The following is a 14,268-nucleotide window of genomic DNA, read 5'->3' as shown; positions in this document are numbered from 1 at the left end:
ACGATGAGGTGACTATGAAGAAATTATTGATGTCCTTTCTGTTGTTGCTGGGGCTGATCTGGGGACCGGTGACTCAGGCCGCTACCGATCCCTATGTGCTGGTCGATCAGGTGGCGCAGAGTACCTTTGAGCGGCTGAACCGGCAGCAAACCGAGATCAAGCGCAACCCCGCCCATTTACGTACCATAGTACGAGAAGAAATGTTGCCCTGGGTGGACGTACGTTTCTCGGCCTTCCGGGTGATGGGCAAGCAGTTGAACAGCACCACCCCCGAGCAGCGGGAGCGCTTTGTCGCGGCCTTCAGCGATTACCTGGTGGTCACCTATGCGGATGCCCTGGCCAGTTATAGTCAGCAGACCCTGGACATCGGCAAAGGCCGGGTGACGGGGCAGGAGAAGCTGGTGTCCGTGCCGGTGTCGGTGCTTGAACCGAACAAGCCGGCGATCCTGCTGGAGTTCAAGTTGCGCAAAAACAGCCGCACCGGCGAATGGAAGGTATTCGACATGATAGCCGAGGGCGTGAGCCTGTTGTCGGCCAAGCAATCCGAACTCAGCGGGCTGATCCGCCAACAGGGTATTGACGATGTCATCCGGCAATTGAACGAACTCACCCAAAAGCCGGTCACCCCTGTGGAATATACCCAATGAAGCTGACGCGTCCCTTGACTAAGGCGGAGCTGCCCAAGTATTGGTCCGAACGGCAACAGTACTTCGGGGCGGCCGATGCCGATTTAAGCCAGGTGACACAGATGGATTCGGTAGGGCTGGCCTTCCTGGTGCAGTGGAGTCAGGTCCTGGCGGAGACGGATAAAACATTGGAACTGAGGTCGCCGCCGGCGGCCTTTCATTCACTTGCTCATTTATATGGTGTCAGCCAATTGTTTGCGCTGGTACCCAACAATCCTGGGAGCCAAAATGGATCTGAATAACGAAGTCGAGCGGTTACTGCGGCAGGCCCTGCCCCTGGATGAGCTCTATATTAAGAGTGAAGGCAGTCACTTCGAAGTGATTGCGGTGTCGGCCGAGTTTGCCGACATGAGCCGGGTCAAGCGGCAACAGGCGATCAATGGCCCGCTGGCGGAGTTGATCGCCCAGAATGCCATTCATGCCCTGAGTGTGAAAACCTTTACTCCCGAGCAATGGGCTCGGGAGCGTAAATTTATTATGCCGTCCTGATAGGAGCCGAAATGGATAAGTTCAAGATCCAGGGGCCTTGCCGCTTGAGTGGCGAAGTCAGAATTTCCGGTGCCAAGAATGCGGCGCTGCCTATCCTGTTCGGCACCCTGCTATGCGATGAGGCGGTGCAGCTGTCCAATGTGCCCAAGCTGAAGGATGTGGATACCACCCTGCAGCTGCTGGCCACCATGGGCGTGAATGTCGTGGCCAACGGTGATGTCACCCTGTTGTCGGGGCCGGTCAACAGCCATATCGCTCCCTATGAGCTGGTGCGCACCATGCGTGCCTCGATCTTGGCGCTGGGACCCCTGGTCGCCCGTTTTGGCGAAGCGGATGTGTCCCTGCCCGGCGGTTGCGCCATCGGCGCCCGGCCGGTGAACCTGCATATTCACGGCCTGGAGCAGATGGGGGCGCAGATCAGGGTCGAAGACGGTTATATCAAGGCACGGGTCGACGGTCGCCTGCAGGGAGCCCATATCCTGATGGATATGGTCAGCGTCACTGGGACCGAAAACCTGATGATGGCCGCCGTGCTGGCGGAAGGCCGCACCATCATCGAAAATGCGGCCCGGGAGCCGGAGGTGGTGGATCTGGCCAACTTCCTCAACACCCTGGGGGCCAGGATCCAGGGGATAGGTCAGGATACCCTGATCATCGATGGGGTCGAACGGCTGCACGGCGGGGCCTACAGCATTCAACCGGATCGGATCGAAACCGGAACTTTTCTGGTGGGAGCGGCGATCACCGGCGGTGATATCACCTGCCGCAACACTGATCCCCGCCTGCTGGAAGCGGTGCTGGTCAAGCTGAAAGATGCCGGCGGCCTGATCGAAACCGGCAAAGATTGGATCCGCCTGGATATGACCAACCGGGTACTGAAGCCGGTGGATATCAAGACCGCGCCTTATCCCGCCTTTCCTACCGATATGCAGGCCCAGTTTACCGTGCTCAACGCGGTTGCCAAAGGGGTGGGCCATATCACCGAGACTATTTTTGAAAACCGCTTCATGCATGTGCCCGAACTGAATCGGATGGGTGCACATATAGAACTGAGCGGCAACATGGCGATTTGCGGCGATACCGAGCAGCTGACCGGCGCCACCGTGATGGCCACTGATCTGCGCGCTTCTGCCAGCCTGGTGATTGCCGGCTTCGTGGCCGAGGGGGTGACCACGGTTGATCGTATTTACCACATCGACCGGGGTTACGAAGAGATAGAGGCCAAGCTGTCCGGCCTGGGCGGCAATATAGAGCGTATCAAGGCGTAACGAGAAGACAGGGGTTGGGGATCAGGGACTGGTGAAGTTCCACTCCCCACTCCCCACTTTGTTCATCGGGCAGGCTGAAAGCGGTTGTCTTCCTCGATCATCACCGGCAATACTAGCACCTCACCCGCCCTCAGCAGGCTGATTTTGATTTCTGTTCCCGGGCGTACCTCGGCGATCATGTCCATGGCGTGACGGACATTGGTGATCGGCTGCGCATCGATTTCCAGCAATACATCGCCGGCCAATATCCCGGCCTGTTCGGCCGGGCCACCCGGAGTGATACCCTCAACGTAAATGCCCGAGCGGCCACCCAGGTTGAGCAGTTGCGCCATCACCGGCACAATGTCCGTGCCCCCTATGCCGAGATATCCCCGGATCACCCGGCCATTGGTGATCAGCTGGTGCATTATCCTGTGGGCCAGGCGATAGGGAATGGCGAAGTTAATACCGTAGCTTTCCTGATGCGCGACACTCTGGAAAGAGGCGGTATTGATGCCGACCAGTTCACCATAGACATTAACCAAGGCGCCACCCGAGTTCCCTTCGTTGATCGCCGCATCGGTTTGCAGCAGATCCTGGCGACCGTTACTGTCCGGTCCCATGCTGGACAGGCCGCTGCGGCCGGTGGCGCTGATAATGCCCTGGGTAATGGTTTGGCCGACGTTATAGGGATTGCCGATGGCCAGCACGATATCGCCGACCTTGGGGTTGAGTCCGGGATCCAGGGGGATCACCGGCAGTTGCTCGGCCTCTATATGCAACACCGCCAGGTCGGTTGGGACATCAAAGCCGATGATTTCCGCGGCTATGATACGGCCATCCTGCAGCGCCACTATGACCTGATCGGCGGAGGCGATGACATGATAATTGGTCAGGATATAGCCTTGTTCCGCCATGATGACCCCTGAACCCAGGCCGGTGGATCTGACCTCGGTTTGGGCGTCGGTAGAGGCCTGCTGGAAGCTGCGGGTATAGATATTGACGACGGCGGGACCGGCCCGGTTGGCGGCATAGGCAAAGCTGGCGACCCCCACCTGTTCGGTGCGCCACCAGTGTTCGAAGGATTGGGTGCGGAGCTGGGGGAACAACACCAACAGGGCTGCCGCCGCCACTAAGCCGATGGCGACCGCCTGGAGCAGGTAGATAAGGGATTGTGGAAGCCGCATTTGGAACTGCCGTTACCAGAGTATCCAGACAGCATAACACAAAGGTGTTCGATTGGGAGTCTATACATCTAACAGACTCCCAATGACATCAACTACTTAGTTACCTCAGCACCAGGTAGATGGATGAGTTGCCACGCTGGATATTGAGGGCGATGACCTCCGGCTTGCTCTGAATAATCTGACGCAGGTCATGCAGGGAGCGCACCCGCTGACGATTGACTCCGATAATGATATCGCCTGTTTCCAGACCTGCCGAGGCAGCGGCGGAGCGGGCATTGACCTCGTTGATTTTGACCCCCGGGATAGGATCATCCTGACTGGTATTGGCGAGGCTGGCACCGTTAAGGGAGTCGTGCAGGCTGCCGGCCAGCACATGATCATCGTCCGCCTTGGTCAGGGTGACATCAACCTTGGTTTCTTTGCCGTCCCTGAATACGCCCAGGGAGACGGTTTTATCCGCGCCCATGGTCGCCACCTTGGCCCGCAACTCACCGAAGGAGCGGATGGGCTTGCCGTCCAGGCTGACGATAATGTCCCCCGCCTTGAGTCCGGCCAGATCGGCCGCCGAATGTTCCAGCACCTGGCTGACGAAGGCGCCATGCTGGCTGCGATAGCCGAAGGTCCGTGCCAGCTCAGTGGTCAGCTCGCCGCCCATGACGCCGAGCACACCGCGGCGCACTTCACCGAATTCCACTATCTGATCGACCAGGTTCCTTACCATATTGGAAGGGATCGCAAAGCCGATGCCGATATTGCCGCCGCCCGGCCCGAGGATCGCGGTATTCATGCCGATGAGGTTACCCTCCAGATCGAGCAGGGCTCCGCCCGAATTGCCCGAGTTGATGGCGGCATCGGTCTGAATAAAGTTCTCCAGGTTCTCGACGTTCAGCCCCGAGCGACCGAGGGCGCTGACGATACCGGAGGTGACTGTCTGTCCCAGGCCGAAGGGGTTGCCGATGGCGACGGCGAAATCACCGACCCGCAGGGTGTCGGAGTCGGCAAACTTGACTTCCACCAGGTTTTTGGCATCCACCTGCAACAGGGCGATGTCCGACTGCTTATCGGCGCCAATCAATTTGGCTTCATATTCCTGGCCGTCGATCAGGGTGATCAGGATTTTGTCGGCGTCATCCACCACATGATAGTTGGTGATCACATGGCCTTTCTCGGCATCTATGATGACCCCGGAGCCCAATGCCTGGAAGGGACGCTCCTGCAGCTGGGCATCGGGGCCGTTGGGGCCGAAGAAAAAGCGAAATGGCTCGGGCAGGCTCTGGCGGCTGACCTTGCTGCCGGAGACGGAGATATTGACCACGCCCGGACTGACCTGCTCAATCATGGGTGCCAGGCTGGTGACGTCGGAGCCCAGTCCAAAGGGCAAGGCGGCTTGTGCCGCAGGAAGATTCGCAACCAACCCCAGGCTCAATGCCAGGGCTGAAAACAGAGGGAGACGACGATTCATCTAATACTCCTAGCTAATTGTCGGACATGCCGGAATTGTTCAATGTGACCTGAACGCAACGGTAAGAGTTCCCGTGCGCCCGTCATTAACTTGGTTATCACATTAATTGCGTTATTTATGCCCAATATCAAGCCCTTGTATGCCAAGGGGCTTGCGACGGCAGGGAAGGGGCATTTACACTGAATGCCTCCGTGCCGTTTTAACTTAACGTAATGAACCCAAGTAAAAAATACCAGGCCGACCTGCAGCGTACCGATTTTGTCAGTGATCCGGCCCAGGCCAGTGCCGTTGCTCATCTGCAACGGCTGTTCGATGAGCTGATGGCACCCCAGGAAGAGCCCAAACTGAGTTTGTGGCAGCGCCTGACCGGTCAGCAGTACCAACCCCCCCGGATCCAGGGGCTGTATTTTTGGGGGGGGGTCGGCCGGGGAAAGACCTATCTGGTCGATACCTTTTATGACTGCCTGCCCTTCGATAACAAGCTCAGGGTGCATTTTCACCGTTTTATGGTGCGGGTCCATGATGAGCTGAAAACCCTGAAGGGCCAGCCCGACCCGCTCAAGGTGGTGGCCGAGCGGCTGGCCCGGGATGCCCGGGTGATCTGCTTCGACGAGTTTTTCGTTTCCGATATTACCGATGCCATGATGCTGGGCACCCTGTTCCAGTATCTGTTCGGTCATGGGGTCATTTTGGTGGCGACTTCCAATATCCCGCCCGATGAGCTTTATCGCAACGGCCTGCAGCGGGCCCGCTTCCTGCCGGCGATCGCGCTTATCAAGGAACATTGTCAGGTGGTCAATGTCGACTCCGGGGTGGACTATCGCTTGCGTACCCTGGAACAGGCCGAGATCTATCATTATCCCCTGGATGCCCAGGCCAAGGTGAACCTGGAGCAGTATTTCGCCCGCCTGACCAACGAGCCGGGACGCTGGGGGAGCGAGATCGAAATCAACCACAGGCAGCTGAAGACGCTGGCGGAAGGGGACGGTGTCCTCTATATCGACTTTCAGCAACTGTGTTGCACGCCGCGCTCCCAGCTGGATTATATCGAACTGGCCCGTTGCTACCATACGGTGCTGCTGGCCAATGTGACGCCCATGGGGCGGGACACGGATGACGCGGCCCGTCGCTTTATCGCCATGACCGATGAATTTTATGAACGGCACGTCAAGCTGATCATCTCTGCCGCAGTGCCGATGGAGCAACTTTACGATTTGGGCCGGCTGAATTTCGAGTTCAAGCGCTGCTTGTCGCGGCTGACCGAAATGCAATCCCACGAATATCTTGCCAGAGAGCACCTTCCTTAGTCACAATATGCCGCCCGTGATCTGGGCATGGTCACGGGGAGGGGCGGGCGAGCCGGCTAATTTCAAGGGCACTGAAATTAGCAGGTGATTTTTAAGGCAACTTTACCTATAATCGCTCGGCCCACGTTACACAGTCATCGATAAGATGACATCACAGTAAGCAGACAGGTACTCGAAGGGGTTCAGGTCTGGTCGTGTTTTGCGCATGGTGCGCAAGTGTAGGATTCATTTTCAGTAATTTGGGTTCATCCATGAAAACTTTTGTTGCTAAGCCAGAAACCGTAAAGCGTGACTGGTATGTTGTTGATGCAGAGGGCAAAACTCTGGGTCGTCTGGCCACCGAGATTGCTCGCCGTCTGCGCGGTAAGCACAAGCCGGAATTCACTCCGCACGTTGACTGTGGCGATTATATCGTTGTTATCAATGCCGAGAAGATTCAGGTAACCGGCAATAAAGCCGAAGGCAAGATTTACTATTCTCACTCCGGTTTCCCCGGTGGCATCAAGTCCATCAGCTTCGAGAAGCTGATCGCACGCAAGCCCGAGATGGTTATCGAGTCTGCCGTTCGCGGCATGCTTCCCCGTGGTCCTTTGGGTCGTGCCATGTTCCGTAAAATGAAAGTTTTCGCGGGCAGCCAGCACAACCATGCGGCACAACAACCACAAGTACTAGACATCTAATACGGGATTCAGGCAAATGGCAGAAACTCAATACTACGGTACCGGTCGTCGCAAAAGCTCTACTGCGCGCGTATTCGTAAAGCCGGGCAGCGGTAACATCGTTATCAACAAGCGTTCTCTGGACCAATACTTCGGCCGCGAAACTGCACGCATGGTCGTGCGTCAGCCGCTGGAGCTGGTCGAGATGACTGAGAAGCTGGACTTGTACATCACCGTCGCCGGTGGTGGCATTTCCGGTCAGGCCGGCGCTATCCGTCACGGCATTACCCGTGCCCTGATGCAATACGATGAAACTCTGCGCGGTTCGCTGCGTAAGGCTGGCTTCGTGACTCGTGACGCTCGTCGCGTTGAACGTAAGAAAGTCGGTCTGCACAAAGCGCGTAAGCGTCCCCAGTTCTCCAAGCGTTAATTGGGATTGCAAACTTGTATTCAAAGCCCGGGTTTCCGGGCTTTTTTGTATCCGGATGAATATAAGGATATTTTTGCAAGTTTTTGTTTTTAATGGATTTATGTTGATAAATAATAGATTTTAAGACTTTTCGTATCCTTGTAAAAGACCGCGCTTTTCTTTAGAATTCCGGGGTTTTTTTGTGGCAGTTGAAACCATAATATCCGCCGCAGTTGTCACAAGCTGTATTAATGCATGGAACGTAAAATAAACGTGCGGAGACCAAATGGGAGAGTTTTTGGATGAGCAATGCGCCAGTTGATACCGGTCGCCGCAGATTTCTGACCTGGTCAACCACAGTCGTGGGTGGGGTTGGAGCTGCTTTTGCCGCAGTGCCTTTTATCAAGTCCTGGAATCCCAGTGCCAAGGCGAAAGCGGCCGGGGCCCCGGTAGAGGTAGACATCAGCAAGATGGAATCCGGTCAGTTGATCCGGGTTGAATGGCGAGGTAAACCAGTGTGGGTCGTACGCCGCCCCCAGGAACTGCTGGATGCCTTGCCCCAGCACGATAACCAGCTGCGTGACCCTAATTCTGATGAACCACAGCAGCCGGAATATGCACAAAACGCCTACCGCTCCGTTAAACCGGAGATATTTGTAGCCGTTGGCCTGTGTACCCACCTGGGTTGTTCACCTACCTATTTGCCGGACAGCTTCGGTGAGCAGGTGCAGGGCGTCAGCTCCGGGTTCTTCTGCCCCTGTCATGGTTCCAAGTTTGATATGGCCGGACGGGTATTCCAGGGTGTGCCTGCACCGCTGAACCTGGTCATCCCCCCCTACTACTATGTCAATGACACCACTGTGCTGGTCGGTGCCGACAAGGAAGGAGCCTAATCATGTTAGGTAAACTCGTAAACTGGATTGACGAGCGCATTCCAATGACGGCGACCTACAACAAGCATGTAGGTCAGTATCCTGCGCCGAAAAACTTCAACTTCTGGTACTTTTTTGGCTCCCTCGCCATGCTGGTGCTGGTCAATCAGATCCTGACCGGTATCTGGCTGACCATGAACTACAATCCGTCCGGTGAGGGTGCCTTCGCCTCCATCGAATACATCATGCGCGATGTCGAATACGGCTGGCTGCTGCGTTATATGCACAGCACAGGCGCATCCGCCTTCTTCGTGGTGGTTTACCTGCACATGTTCCGCGGCCTGATTTACGGCTCTTACCAGAAGCCCCGCGAACTGCTGTGGCTGTTCGGCATGCTGATCTTCCTAGTATTGATGGCCGAAGCCTTCATGGGCTATCTGCTGCCCTGGGGACAGATGTCGTTCTGGGGGGCCCAGGTTATCATCTCGCTGTTCGGCGCCATTCCGGTGATCGGCGATGACCTGACCCTGTGGATCCGCGGTGACTACGTCATTTCCGGTGCCACCCTGACCCGCTTCTTCGCCCTGCACGTGATTGCCTTGCCGTTGGTGCTGGTGATCCTGGTGTTCCTGCACATTGTGGCCCTGCATGAAGTCGGTTCCAACAATCCCGACGGCATCGACATCAAGAAGAACAAGGATGAGAATGGCTGGCCGAAAGATGCCATTCCTTTCCACCCCTATTACAGCGTGAAAGACATAGTCGGAGTGGCCGGCTTCCTGTTCTTCTTCGCCTTCGTGATCTTCTTTATGCCGGAAGGCGGCGGTTACTTCCTGGAAGCGCCGAACTTCGAAGCGGCCAATGGCCTGAAGACGCCTGAGCATATCGCCCCCGTGTGGTATTTTACCCCCTTCTACGCCATCCTGCGGGCGGTACCCGACAAGCTGATGGGCGTTATCCTGATGGGCCTGTCGATTGCCGTGCTGTTCGTGCTGCCCTGGCTGGATCGCTGCAAGGTGCGTTCGTTCCGCTACCGCAGCAAGCTGCACCTGCTGAACATAGTGCAGTTCGTGATCTGTTTCATCATTCTGGGTGTGCTCGGTGCGCTGCCGTCCACGCCGGTGTTGACACTGCTGGCCCAGGTTACTTCGTTCGGCTATTTCGCCTTCTTCGTGCTGTTGTTCTTCTACAGCAAAAACGAGAAAACCAAGCCGCTGCCAGAGAGGGTTACATTCAAATGAAGAAGTTAATCATCGCTGTATTTGCCTTTTTACCGGCGCTGGCAATGGCTGCGGGCGGCAATGTCCATCTGGACAAGGCCGAGTACGATCTGAGTGACAAGGCGTCACTGCAGAATGGTGCCAAGCTGTTTATGAACTACTGCTCAGGCTGCCATAGCACCCAGTACCAGCGTTATAACCGGGTTGCCCAGGATCTGGACATTCCAGAAGACATCATGCAGGCCAACCTGAACTTTACCGGGGTACCCGTGGGGTCGCTGATGGAAAATTCCATCCCGGAGAAAGGTGCCGCCAGCTGGTTTGGTGCGCCGCCTCCCGATCTGACCCTGGTAGCCCGGGTTCGCGGTGCAGACTGGCTCTATACCTATCTGCGCTCCTTCTATGCGGATGACAGCCGCCCCTTCGGTGTCAACAACCTGGTGTTCCCGTCCGTGGGTATGCCCCATGTTCTGGAGCCACTGCAGGGGACGCCGCGTCTGGAAACCGTATCCCGTACCGTAGACGGCCATGAAGTACAAACACCGGTCGGCATTACCTCAGATGGTAATGGCGAAATGACCACCGAGGAATTCGATGGTGCCGTGCTGGATATCGTCAACTTCCTGGTTTACTCCGGCGAGCCGATGAAGCTGGAACGTCAGCGCCTGGGTTACTGGGTGCTGGGTTTCCTGGCCATCTTCTTTGTCTTTGCCTATTTGCTGAAGAAAGAATACTGGCGTGACATACACTGATTAGACATCGTCTAAGCTAAACAGGGGAGCGGCAATGGGGGTAATATGCTTCCATTGCCGTTCCTATTTATGATTTGCGGAGGATTCAATGGCAGTTGCGGCCAATAAGCGTTCGGTAATGACGCTGTTTTCGGGTGCTGACGATATTTACAGTCATCAGGCGCGTATCGTTCTGGCGGAAAAAGGGGTCAGTGTGGAGATCAGCCAGGTAGAGCTCGATAACCTGCCTGAAGATATGCTCGAGCTGAACCCCTACGGCACGGTTCCAACCCTGGTAGACAGGGAACTGGTGTTATACGAATCTCGTATCATCATGGAATATCTGGATGAGCGTTTCCCTCATCCGCCGCTGATGCCGGTCTATCCGGTGGCGCGGGGTTCGAGCAGGCTGATGATGCACCGTATCGAGCAGGACTGGTATTCCCTGGTCAGCCGCATTCAGCGTAACGACAAGGCGGATGAGGCTCGTAAGGAGCTGCGTGAGGCCTTGCTGGCCATCGCCCCTGTGTTCGCCGAATACCCTTACTTTATGAGCGAGGAGTTCAGCCTGGTGGATTGCTATATGGCCCCCCTGCTGTGGCGATTGCCGTCACTGGGAATAGAACTGTCCGGCCGGGGTGCCAAAGAGCTGAAAGCCTATATGATCCGCCTGTTTGAGCGTGATTCTTTTCAGGCGGCGTTGACTGAAGCCGAGCGCGATATCGGCGGCAAGGTGTAAGTGATGGACAACCTGACTCCCAGCCGCCCCTATCTGCTGCGCGCCTTTTATGACTGGCTGCTGGACAATGAGCTGACCCCTCATCTGCTGGTCAATGCCGATGTGCCTCATACCCAGGTGCCGCGGCAGTACGTACAGGACGGCCAGATAGTACTGAGCATTTCGCCGTCCGCCGTGGTGGGGCTGCTGATGGATAATGATGCGGTCAGTTTCAATGCCCGCTTCGGCGGCTCGCCGTTTCAGGTTTATGTGCCCATGGCGGCGGTGATTGCAGTTCAGGCCCGGGAAAACGGTGCCGGTACCTTTTTCCCACCTGAACCGGCCTATGAAGCCTGGCTGGCGGAAATGGAAAACGAAGAGACAACTCCGGCTCCTGACATGAAGGAGCCAGTCCCGCCGCCCAAGAAAGGCAGGCCTTCCCTGTCGATCGTTAAATAACCAACGCAGCCGACTGGCTGCGTTTTTATTTGATGGGGCCGGGCGGATATATGCTGACCGGCCCAGATATTGACCTTATGGTGAGGGCGGTCCACTATGTGATCCGGGGACAGCGTGAACTGCGCTCTCTCGCCTACTCACATTTCGTATCAAGGTTGCCTATGGAGCTTCGACAGGTCACGGCTGATTTTGCCGTCGCAGATCAAATTACCCCGGCCGATCTGGCCGAGTTGAAAACCAGGGGCTTCACTACCCTGATCTGCAATCGCCCCGATCATGAAGCCGCGGATCAGCCCACGGCAGCACAGCTGGCCGAGTCTGCCCGGTTAATGGGCTTTGACTGGCATTGGATCCCGATAAGCTCCGGTAATTTTACCGAAGAGGCGATCGTTCAGTTTCAGCAGGCTTTGGCGACCGCCACCCGCACCTTGGCTTTCTGCCGTTCCGGTACCCGCTCAATTACTCTCTGGTCTTTGTCACAGGCCAAGCATACCCCGCCCGCCACCCTGCTTCAGCTGGGCAGGCAGGCCGGCTATGATCTGCAGGGGAGTGAGGCGCGGCTGCAGGGCATTTATCAGCATCACAAAAAGGGTAATTTATAGCCAAAGGGAACTTGCATTGATAACCACTATCATTTAGATTTAACGCAGCGAATTTGGAGGATGCGTTGATGTATGTGTGTCTTTGCAAGGGCATTACCGAGCGACAGCTGAGGGCCGCGATTGCCGAAGGCAAGACGGAATTCAAACAGTTGAAACGTGAGCTGGGGGTGAGTTCCCAGTGCGGTAAGTGCGTGCCGGTGGCGATGGCGATCCTGGCCGAGGAAAATGCCAAGGTTTGCCAGTACTACGAAGTGGCCTGAGTCGGCTTTACAATTCCGATCCCTGAACTATCTTTACAACACATTGTAAAGATAGGAGTCGTCTTGTATGAAAGGGGATCCCAAGATTATTACGCACCTGAATAAGGTGCTGGGTAATGAGCTGGTGGCCATCAACCAGTACTTCCTGCATGCCAGGATGTACAAGGACTGGGGACTCAAGCATCTGGCCGATAAGGAATATCATGAGTCCATCGATGAGATGAATCATGCGGACAAGATCATTGAACGCATCCTGTTCCTCGAAGGTATTCCCAACCTGCAAGATCTTGGGCGGCTGCGCATCGGCGAAGATACCCTCGAAATGCTCAAGGCCGACCTGTCCCTCGAGATGGACGGTATTCCCGACCTGAAAGAAGCTATCGCCTATGCGGAAACTATCCGTGATTATGTCAGTCGTGACCTGCTCAACGAGATACTGGATGAGGAAGAAGAGCATGTAGACTGGCTGGAAACCCAGCTTGGCCTGATCGACAGGGTCGGCCTCCAGAGCTACCAGCAGGCCCAGTTTGTAGACGAAGATTGATGCTGCCGAATTCGCCGAGTAATTAGCCCCGTAAGGGGCTTTTTCTGTTTTTGGGCTGCTTATTGTCCATGACTTTGGGCTAACATGGAGGCACTTTATTTAAAGGAAGAGATAGATGAAAGAAATAGAACGAGTCCTGCCGCCCCATAAACATGTCGCCCTGGTCGCCCATGATCATAAAAAAGAGCAACTGCTTGCATGGGTGTCGAGCCGTTGTGAAGAGCTGAAGCTGCATCATCTTTATGCCACCGGCACCACCGGCACCATGCTAAGCCGCAAAGTCGGGTTGCCGGTGCGCTGCCTGATGTCCGGTCCCATGGGGGGGGATCAGCAGCTGGGGGCGATGATCGCGGAGGGCAAGATCGATGTGTTGATCTTTTTCTGGGATCCGCTCAATGCGGTCCCCCATGATCCGGATGTAAAAGCCCTGCTGCGGTTGGCTACGGTCTGGAACATCCCGGTGGCGACCAACGTTTCCACCGCGGATATGTTGATGGACAGTGCGCAAATGACCCGAAGCTTCGGCATTAAGATCCCTGACTATGAAGGCTATATCCAGGAGAGGACGAAATAAGCCTGCCGCCTGCCCACTTTTTGCACCGGATAGGTGTGGCAGGCGTCTGGATAGCCACAGTCACTGACTAGCGCATCGGGGATTAGGCGTTCAGAACGCTTTCTTTATAACTATATTTGCGGGATCCCGTAGTTGTTATACTCAACTGATTTACGTTGAACCCTTTGGAGCCCAGCCTCAGTATGTCTCGTATCCGAGCCAAGAACGAAGAAAAGATCATCCGCGCCGCCAGTCGTATCTTTGCTGAATATGGCTATGCGGCGACCAAAACAGCGGCGATTGCTGATTTGGCCGAACTGCCCAAACCCAATATTTATTATTATTTCGGCAGCAAGGAAAAGCTCTATCGGGCGGTATTGGAAAGTATGGTCGAGCCCTTGTTGGCGGCTTCCGAGCCTCTGGTAGAGTATTCGGATCCGGTACGGGCACTGACCGCCTATATAAGAACCAAGCTATTGATTTCAAAGGACTACCCTTATGCCTCAAAGGTCTTTGCCAACGAAATCATGCATGGCGCCCCCCACCTGCCCTCAGACATAGTCGCACGACTGACGGCACAAACCCGGATATTGACTTCTCGCTTATCCGAGTGGATGGAGCAGGGGTTGATGGACAGGGTCGATCCCAAGCATCTGTTGTTTGCCATCTGGGCCTCTACCCAGACCTATGCGGATTTCAACTGGCAGATCACCATGACTCTGGGCAAGGAAGAGCTTGACGAACAGGATTTTGAACAGGCGGCAACCCTGATCACCCGGCTGGTGATCCAGGGGTGTGCCGTCAAGGCGGTGGGTTAGGGGTGCCCCGCTATTGTTGATGATGTCGTCGCCGTTTCAATGGGA

19 protein-coding genes are annotated in these 14,268 nt (G+C 55.8%); 17 read left to right on the top strand and 2 right to left on the bottom strand.

Annotated features, from left to right (window positions below):
• The first annotated feature begins 14 nt into the window (after positions 1 to 14).
• From mlaC to murA, 4 genes are read left to right on the top strand one after another with little or no spacing between them, the layout of a single operon-like run.
• Positions 15 to 647 carry a phospholipid-binding protein MlaC gene (gene mlaC / locus ABD806_RS11230; RefSeq protein WP_344957938.1) on the top strand — a complete coding sequence of 211 codons (633 nt, stop codon included), beginning with the start codon at positions 15 to 17 and terminating at the stop codon, positions 645 to 647.
• On the top strand, positions 644 to 928 hold the full coding sequence (locus tag ABD806_RS11225) for an STAS domain-containing protein (RefSeq protein ID WP_344957936.1): 285 nt from the start codon (positions 644 to 646) through the stop codon (positions 926 to 928). The genes mlaC and ABD806_RS11225 overlap by 4 nt, the downstream gene beginning before the upstream one ends.
• Positions 915 to 1,175, top strand: coding sequence for a BolA family protein (locus tag ABD806_RS11220; protein ID WP_344957933.1), 261 nt, complete (start codon positions 915 to 917; stop codon positions 1,173 to 1,175). Before ABD806_RS11225 ends, ABD806_RS11220 begins: the two co-directional genes overlap by 14 nt.
• Before the next feature lie 11 nt (positions 1,176 to 1,186).
• Positions 1,187 to 2,443: a UDP-N-acetylglucosamine 1-carboxyvinyltransferase gene (gene murA, locus ABD806_RS11215; protein ID WP_344957931.1), complete on the top strand. Its 1,257-nt coding sequence runs from the start codon at positions 1,187 to 1,189 to the stop codon at positions 2,441 to 2,443.
• A gap of 62 nt (positions 2,444 to 2,505) precedes the next feature.
• On the opposite strand, the gene degS is transcribed toward murA, so the two are convergent.
• Positions 2,506 to 3,609 (bottom strand): outer membrane-stress sensor serine endopeptidase DegS, encoded by a 1,104-nt coding sequence (gene degS, locus ABD806_RS11210; RefSeq protein ID WP_344957929.1) that lies wholly within the window; start codon positions 3,607 to 3,609, stop codon positions 2,506 to 2,508.
• Between the two features lie 100 nt (positions 3,610 to 3,709).
• Positions 3,710 to 5,071 (bottom strand): Do family serine endopeptidase, encoded by a 1,362-nt coding sequence (locus ABD806_RS11205; protein ID WP_344957927.1) that lies wholly within the window; start codon positions 5,069 to 5,071, stop codon positions 3,710 to 3,712.
• Positions 5,072 to 5,283: 212 nt separating this feature from the next.
• On the opposite strand from ABD806_RS11205, the gene zapE reads away from it, so the two are divergent.
• The 13 genes from zapE to ABD806_RS11140 all read left to right on the top strand — a co-directional run bounded on the left by zapE (position 5,284) and on the right by ABD806_RS11140 (position 14,223).
• Positions 5,284 to 6,378: a cell division protein ZapE gene (gene zapE / locus ABD806_RS11200; RefSeq protein WP_344957924.1), complete on the top strand. Its 1,095-nt coding sequence runs from the start codon at positions 5,284 to 5,286 to the stop codon at positions 6,376 to 6,378.
• A 251-nt stretch (positions 6,379 to 6,629) separates the two neighbouring features.
• Positions 6,630 to 7,058 (top strand): 50S ribosomal protein L13, encoded by a 429-nt coding sequence (rplM, locus tag ABD806_RS11195; RefSeq protein ID WP_344957921.1) that lies wholly within the window; start codon positions 6,630 to 6,632, stop codon positions 7,056 to 7,058.
• A gap of 16 nt (positions 7,059 to 7,074) precedes the next feature.
• A complete protein-coding gene (gene rpsI, locus ABD806_RS11190) occupies positions 7,075 to 7,467 on the top strand; it encodes a 30S ribosomal protein S9 (protein WP_116474411.1) in 393 nt (130 codons plus the stop codon).
• Between the two features lie 281 nt (positions 7,468 to 7,748).
• Entirely contained in the window at positions 7,749 to 8,339 is a 591-nt protein-coding gene (gene petA, locus ABD806_RS11185) for a ubiquinol-cytochrome c reductase iron-sulfur subunit (protein ID WP_344957916.1), read from the top strand.
• Between the two features lie 2 nt (positions 8,340 to 8,341).
• A complete protein-coding gene (locus ABD806_RS11180) occupies positions 8,342 to 9,559 on the top strand; it encodes a cytochrome b (protein WP_344957914.1) in 1,218 nt (405 codons plus the stop codon).
• The gene (locus ABD806_RS11175; RefSeq protein ID WP_344957911.1) at positions 9,556 to 10,290 is read left to right on the top strand and encodes a cytochrome c1; all 735 of its coding nucleotides are present in this window, start codon (positions 9,556 to 9,558) and stop codon (positions 10,288 to 10,290) included. The genes ABD806_RS11180 and ABD806_RS11175 overlap by 4 nt, the downstream gene beginning before the upstream one ends.
• 88 nt (positions 10,291 to 10,378) lie before the next feature.
• Positions 10,379 to 11,008 carry a stringent starvation protein SspA gene (sspA, locus tag ABD806_RS11170; RefSeq protein ID WP_116474407.1) on the top strand — a complete coding sequence of 210 codons (630 nt, stop codon included), beginning with the start codon at positions 10,379 to 10,381 and terminating at the stop codon, positions 11,006 to 11,008.
• A gap of 3 nt (positions 11,009 to 11,011) precedes the next feature.
• Positions 11,012 to 11,446: a ClpXP protease specificity-enhancing factor gene (locus ABD806_RS11165; RefSeq protein ID WP_344957908.1), complete on the top strand. Its 435-nt coding sequence runs from the start codon at positions 11,012 to 11,014 to the stop codon at positions 11,444 to 11,446.
• A gap of 161 nt (positions 11,447 to 11,607) precedes the next feature.
• Positions 11,608 to 12,048, top strand: coding sequence for a protein tyrosine phosphatase family protein (locus ABD806_RS11160; protein ID WP_344957906.1), 441 nt, complete (start codon positions 11,608 to 11,610; stop codon positions 12,046 to 12,048).
• A gap of 68 nt (positions 12,049 to 12,116) precedes the next feature.
• Entirely contained in the window at positions 12,117 to 12,308 is a 192-nt protein-coding gene (locus tag ABD806_RS11155) for a (2Fe-2S)-binding protein (protein ID WP_344957905.1), read from the top strand.
• A 67-nt stretch (positions 12,309 to 12,375) separates the two neighbouring features.
• The gene (gene bfr / locus ABD806_RS11150; RefSeq protein ID WP_344957904.1) at positions 12,376 to 12,852 is read left to right on the top strand and encodes a bacterioferritin; all 477 of its coding nucleotides are present in this window, start codon (positions 12,376 to 12,378) and stop codon (positions 12,850 to 12,852) included.
• Between the two features lie 115 nt (positions 12,853 to 12,967).
• Positions 12,968 to 13,426 (top strand): methylglyoxal synthase, encoded by a 459-nt coding sequence (locus ABD806_RS11145; RefSeq protein WP_344957903.1) that lies wholly within the window; start codon positions 12,968 to 12,970, stop codon positions 13,424 to 13,426.
• A gap of 182 nt (positions 13,427 to 13,608) precedes the next feature.
• Positions 13,609 to 14,223 (top strand): TetR/AcrR family transcriptional regulator, encoded by a 615-nt coding sequence (locus tag ABD806_RS11140; protein ID WP_344957902.1) that lies wholly within the window; start codon positions 13,609 to 13,611, stop codon positions 14,221 to 14,223.
• Positions 14,224 to 14,268 lie beyond the last annotated feature (45 nt).

It is taken from the genome of Zobellella aerophila (genome assembly GCF_039539325.1).
In the GTDB taxonomy this organism is placed as follows: Bacteria; Pseudomonadota; Gammaproteobacteria; order Enterobacterales; family Aeromonadaceae; genus Oceanimonas; species Oceanimonas aerophila.
Note: the sequence above shows the minus strand (reverse complement) of the source record. Positions and strands in the feature narration are given on the sequence as shown.

Coding starts and splice junctions, on each gene's coding strand:
- ABD806_RS11220 (WP_344957933.1), top strand. CDS start 915: ATGGATCTGAATAACGAAGTCGAGCGGTTACTGCGGCAGGCCCTGCCC.
- sspA (WP_116474407.1), top strand. CDS start 10,379: ATGGCAGTTGCGGCCAATAAGCGTTCGGTAATGACGCTGTTTTCGGGT.
- rplM (WP_344957921.1), top strand. CDS start 6,630: ATGAAAACTTTTGTTGCTAAGCCAGAAACCGTAAAGCGTGACTGGTAT.
- petA (WP_344957916.1), top strand. CDS start 7,749: ATGAGCAATGCGCCAGTTGATACCGGTCGCCGCAGATTTCTGACCTGG.
- zapE (WP_344957924.1), top strand. CDS start 5,284: ATGAACCCAAGTAAAAAATACCAGGCCGACCTGCAGCGTACCGATTTT.
- ABD806_RS11140 (WP_344957902.1), top strand. CDS start 13,609: ATGTCTCGTATCCGAGCCAAGAACGAAGAAAAGATCATCCGCGCCGCC.
- ABD806_RS11160 (WP_344957906.1), top strand. CDS start 11,608: ATGGAGCTTCGACAGGTCACGGCTGATTTTGCCGTCGCAGATCAAATT.
- ABD806_RS11225 (WP_344957936.1), top strand. CDS start 644: ATGAAGCTGACGCGTCCCTTGACTAAGGCGGAGCTGCCCAAGTATTGG.
- ABD806_RS11145 (WP_344957903.1), top strand. CDS start 12,968: ATGAAAGAAATAGAACGAGTCCTGCCGCCCCATAAACATGTCGCCCTG.
- ABD806_RS11155 (WP_344957905.1), top strand. CDS start 12,117: ATGTATGTGTGTCTTTGCAAGGGCATTACCGAGCGACAGCTGAGGGCC.
- ABD806_RS11180 (WP_344957914.1), top strand. CDS start 8,342: ATGTTAGGTAAACTCGTAAACTGGATTGACGAGCGCATTCCAATGACG.
- ABD806_RS11175 (WP_344957911.1), top strand. CDS start 9,556: ATGAAGAAGTTAATCATCGCTGTATTTGCCTTTTTACCGGCGCTGGCA.
- degS (WP_344957929.1), bottom strand. CDS start 3,609: ATGCGGCTTCCACAATCCCTTATCTACCTGCTCCAGGCGGTCGCCATC.
- ABD806_RS11165 (WP_344957908.1), top strand. CDS start 11,012: ATGGACAACCTGACTCCCAGCCGCCCCTATCTGCTGCGCGCCTTTTAT.
- rpsI (WP_116474411.1), top strand. CDS start 7,075: ATGGCAGAAACTCAATACTACGGTACCGGTCGTCGCAAAAGCTCTACT.
- mlaC (WP_344957938.1), top strand. CDS start 15: ATGAAGAAATTATTGATGTCCTTTCTGTTGTTGCTGGGGCTGATCTGG.
- bfr (WP_344957904.1), top strand. CDS start 12,376: ATGAAAGGGGATCCCAAGATTATTACGCACCTGAATAAGGTGCTGGGT.
- ABD806_RS11205 (WP_344957927.1), bottom strand. CDS start 5,071: ATGAATCGTCGTCTCCCTCTGTTTTCAGCCCTGGCATTGAGCCTGGGG.
- murA (WP_344957931.1), top strand. CDS start 1,187: ATGGATAAGTTCAAGATCCAGGGGCCTTGCCGCTTGAGTGGCGAAGTC.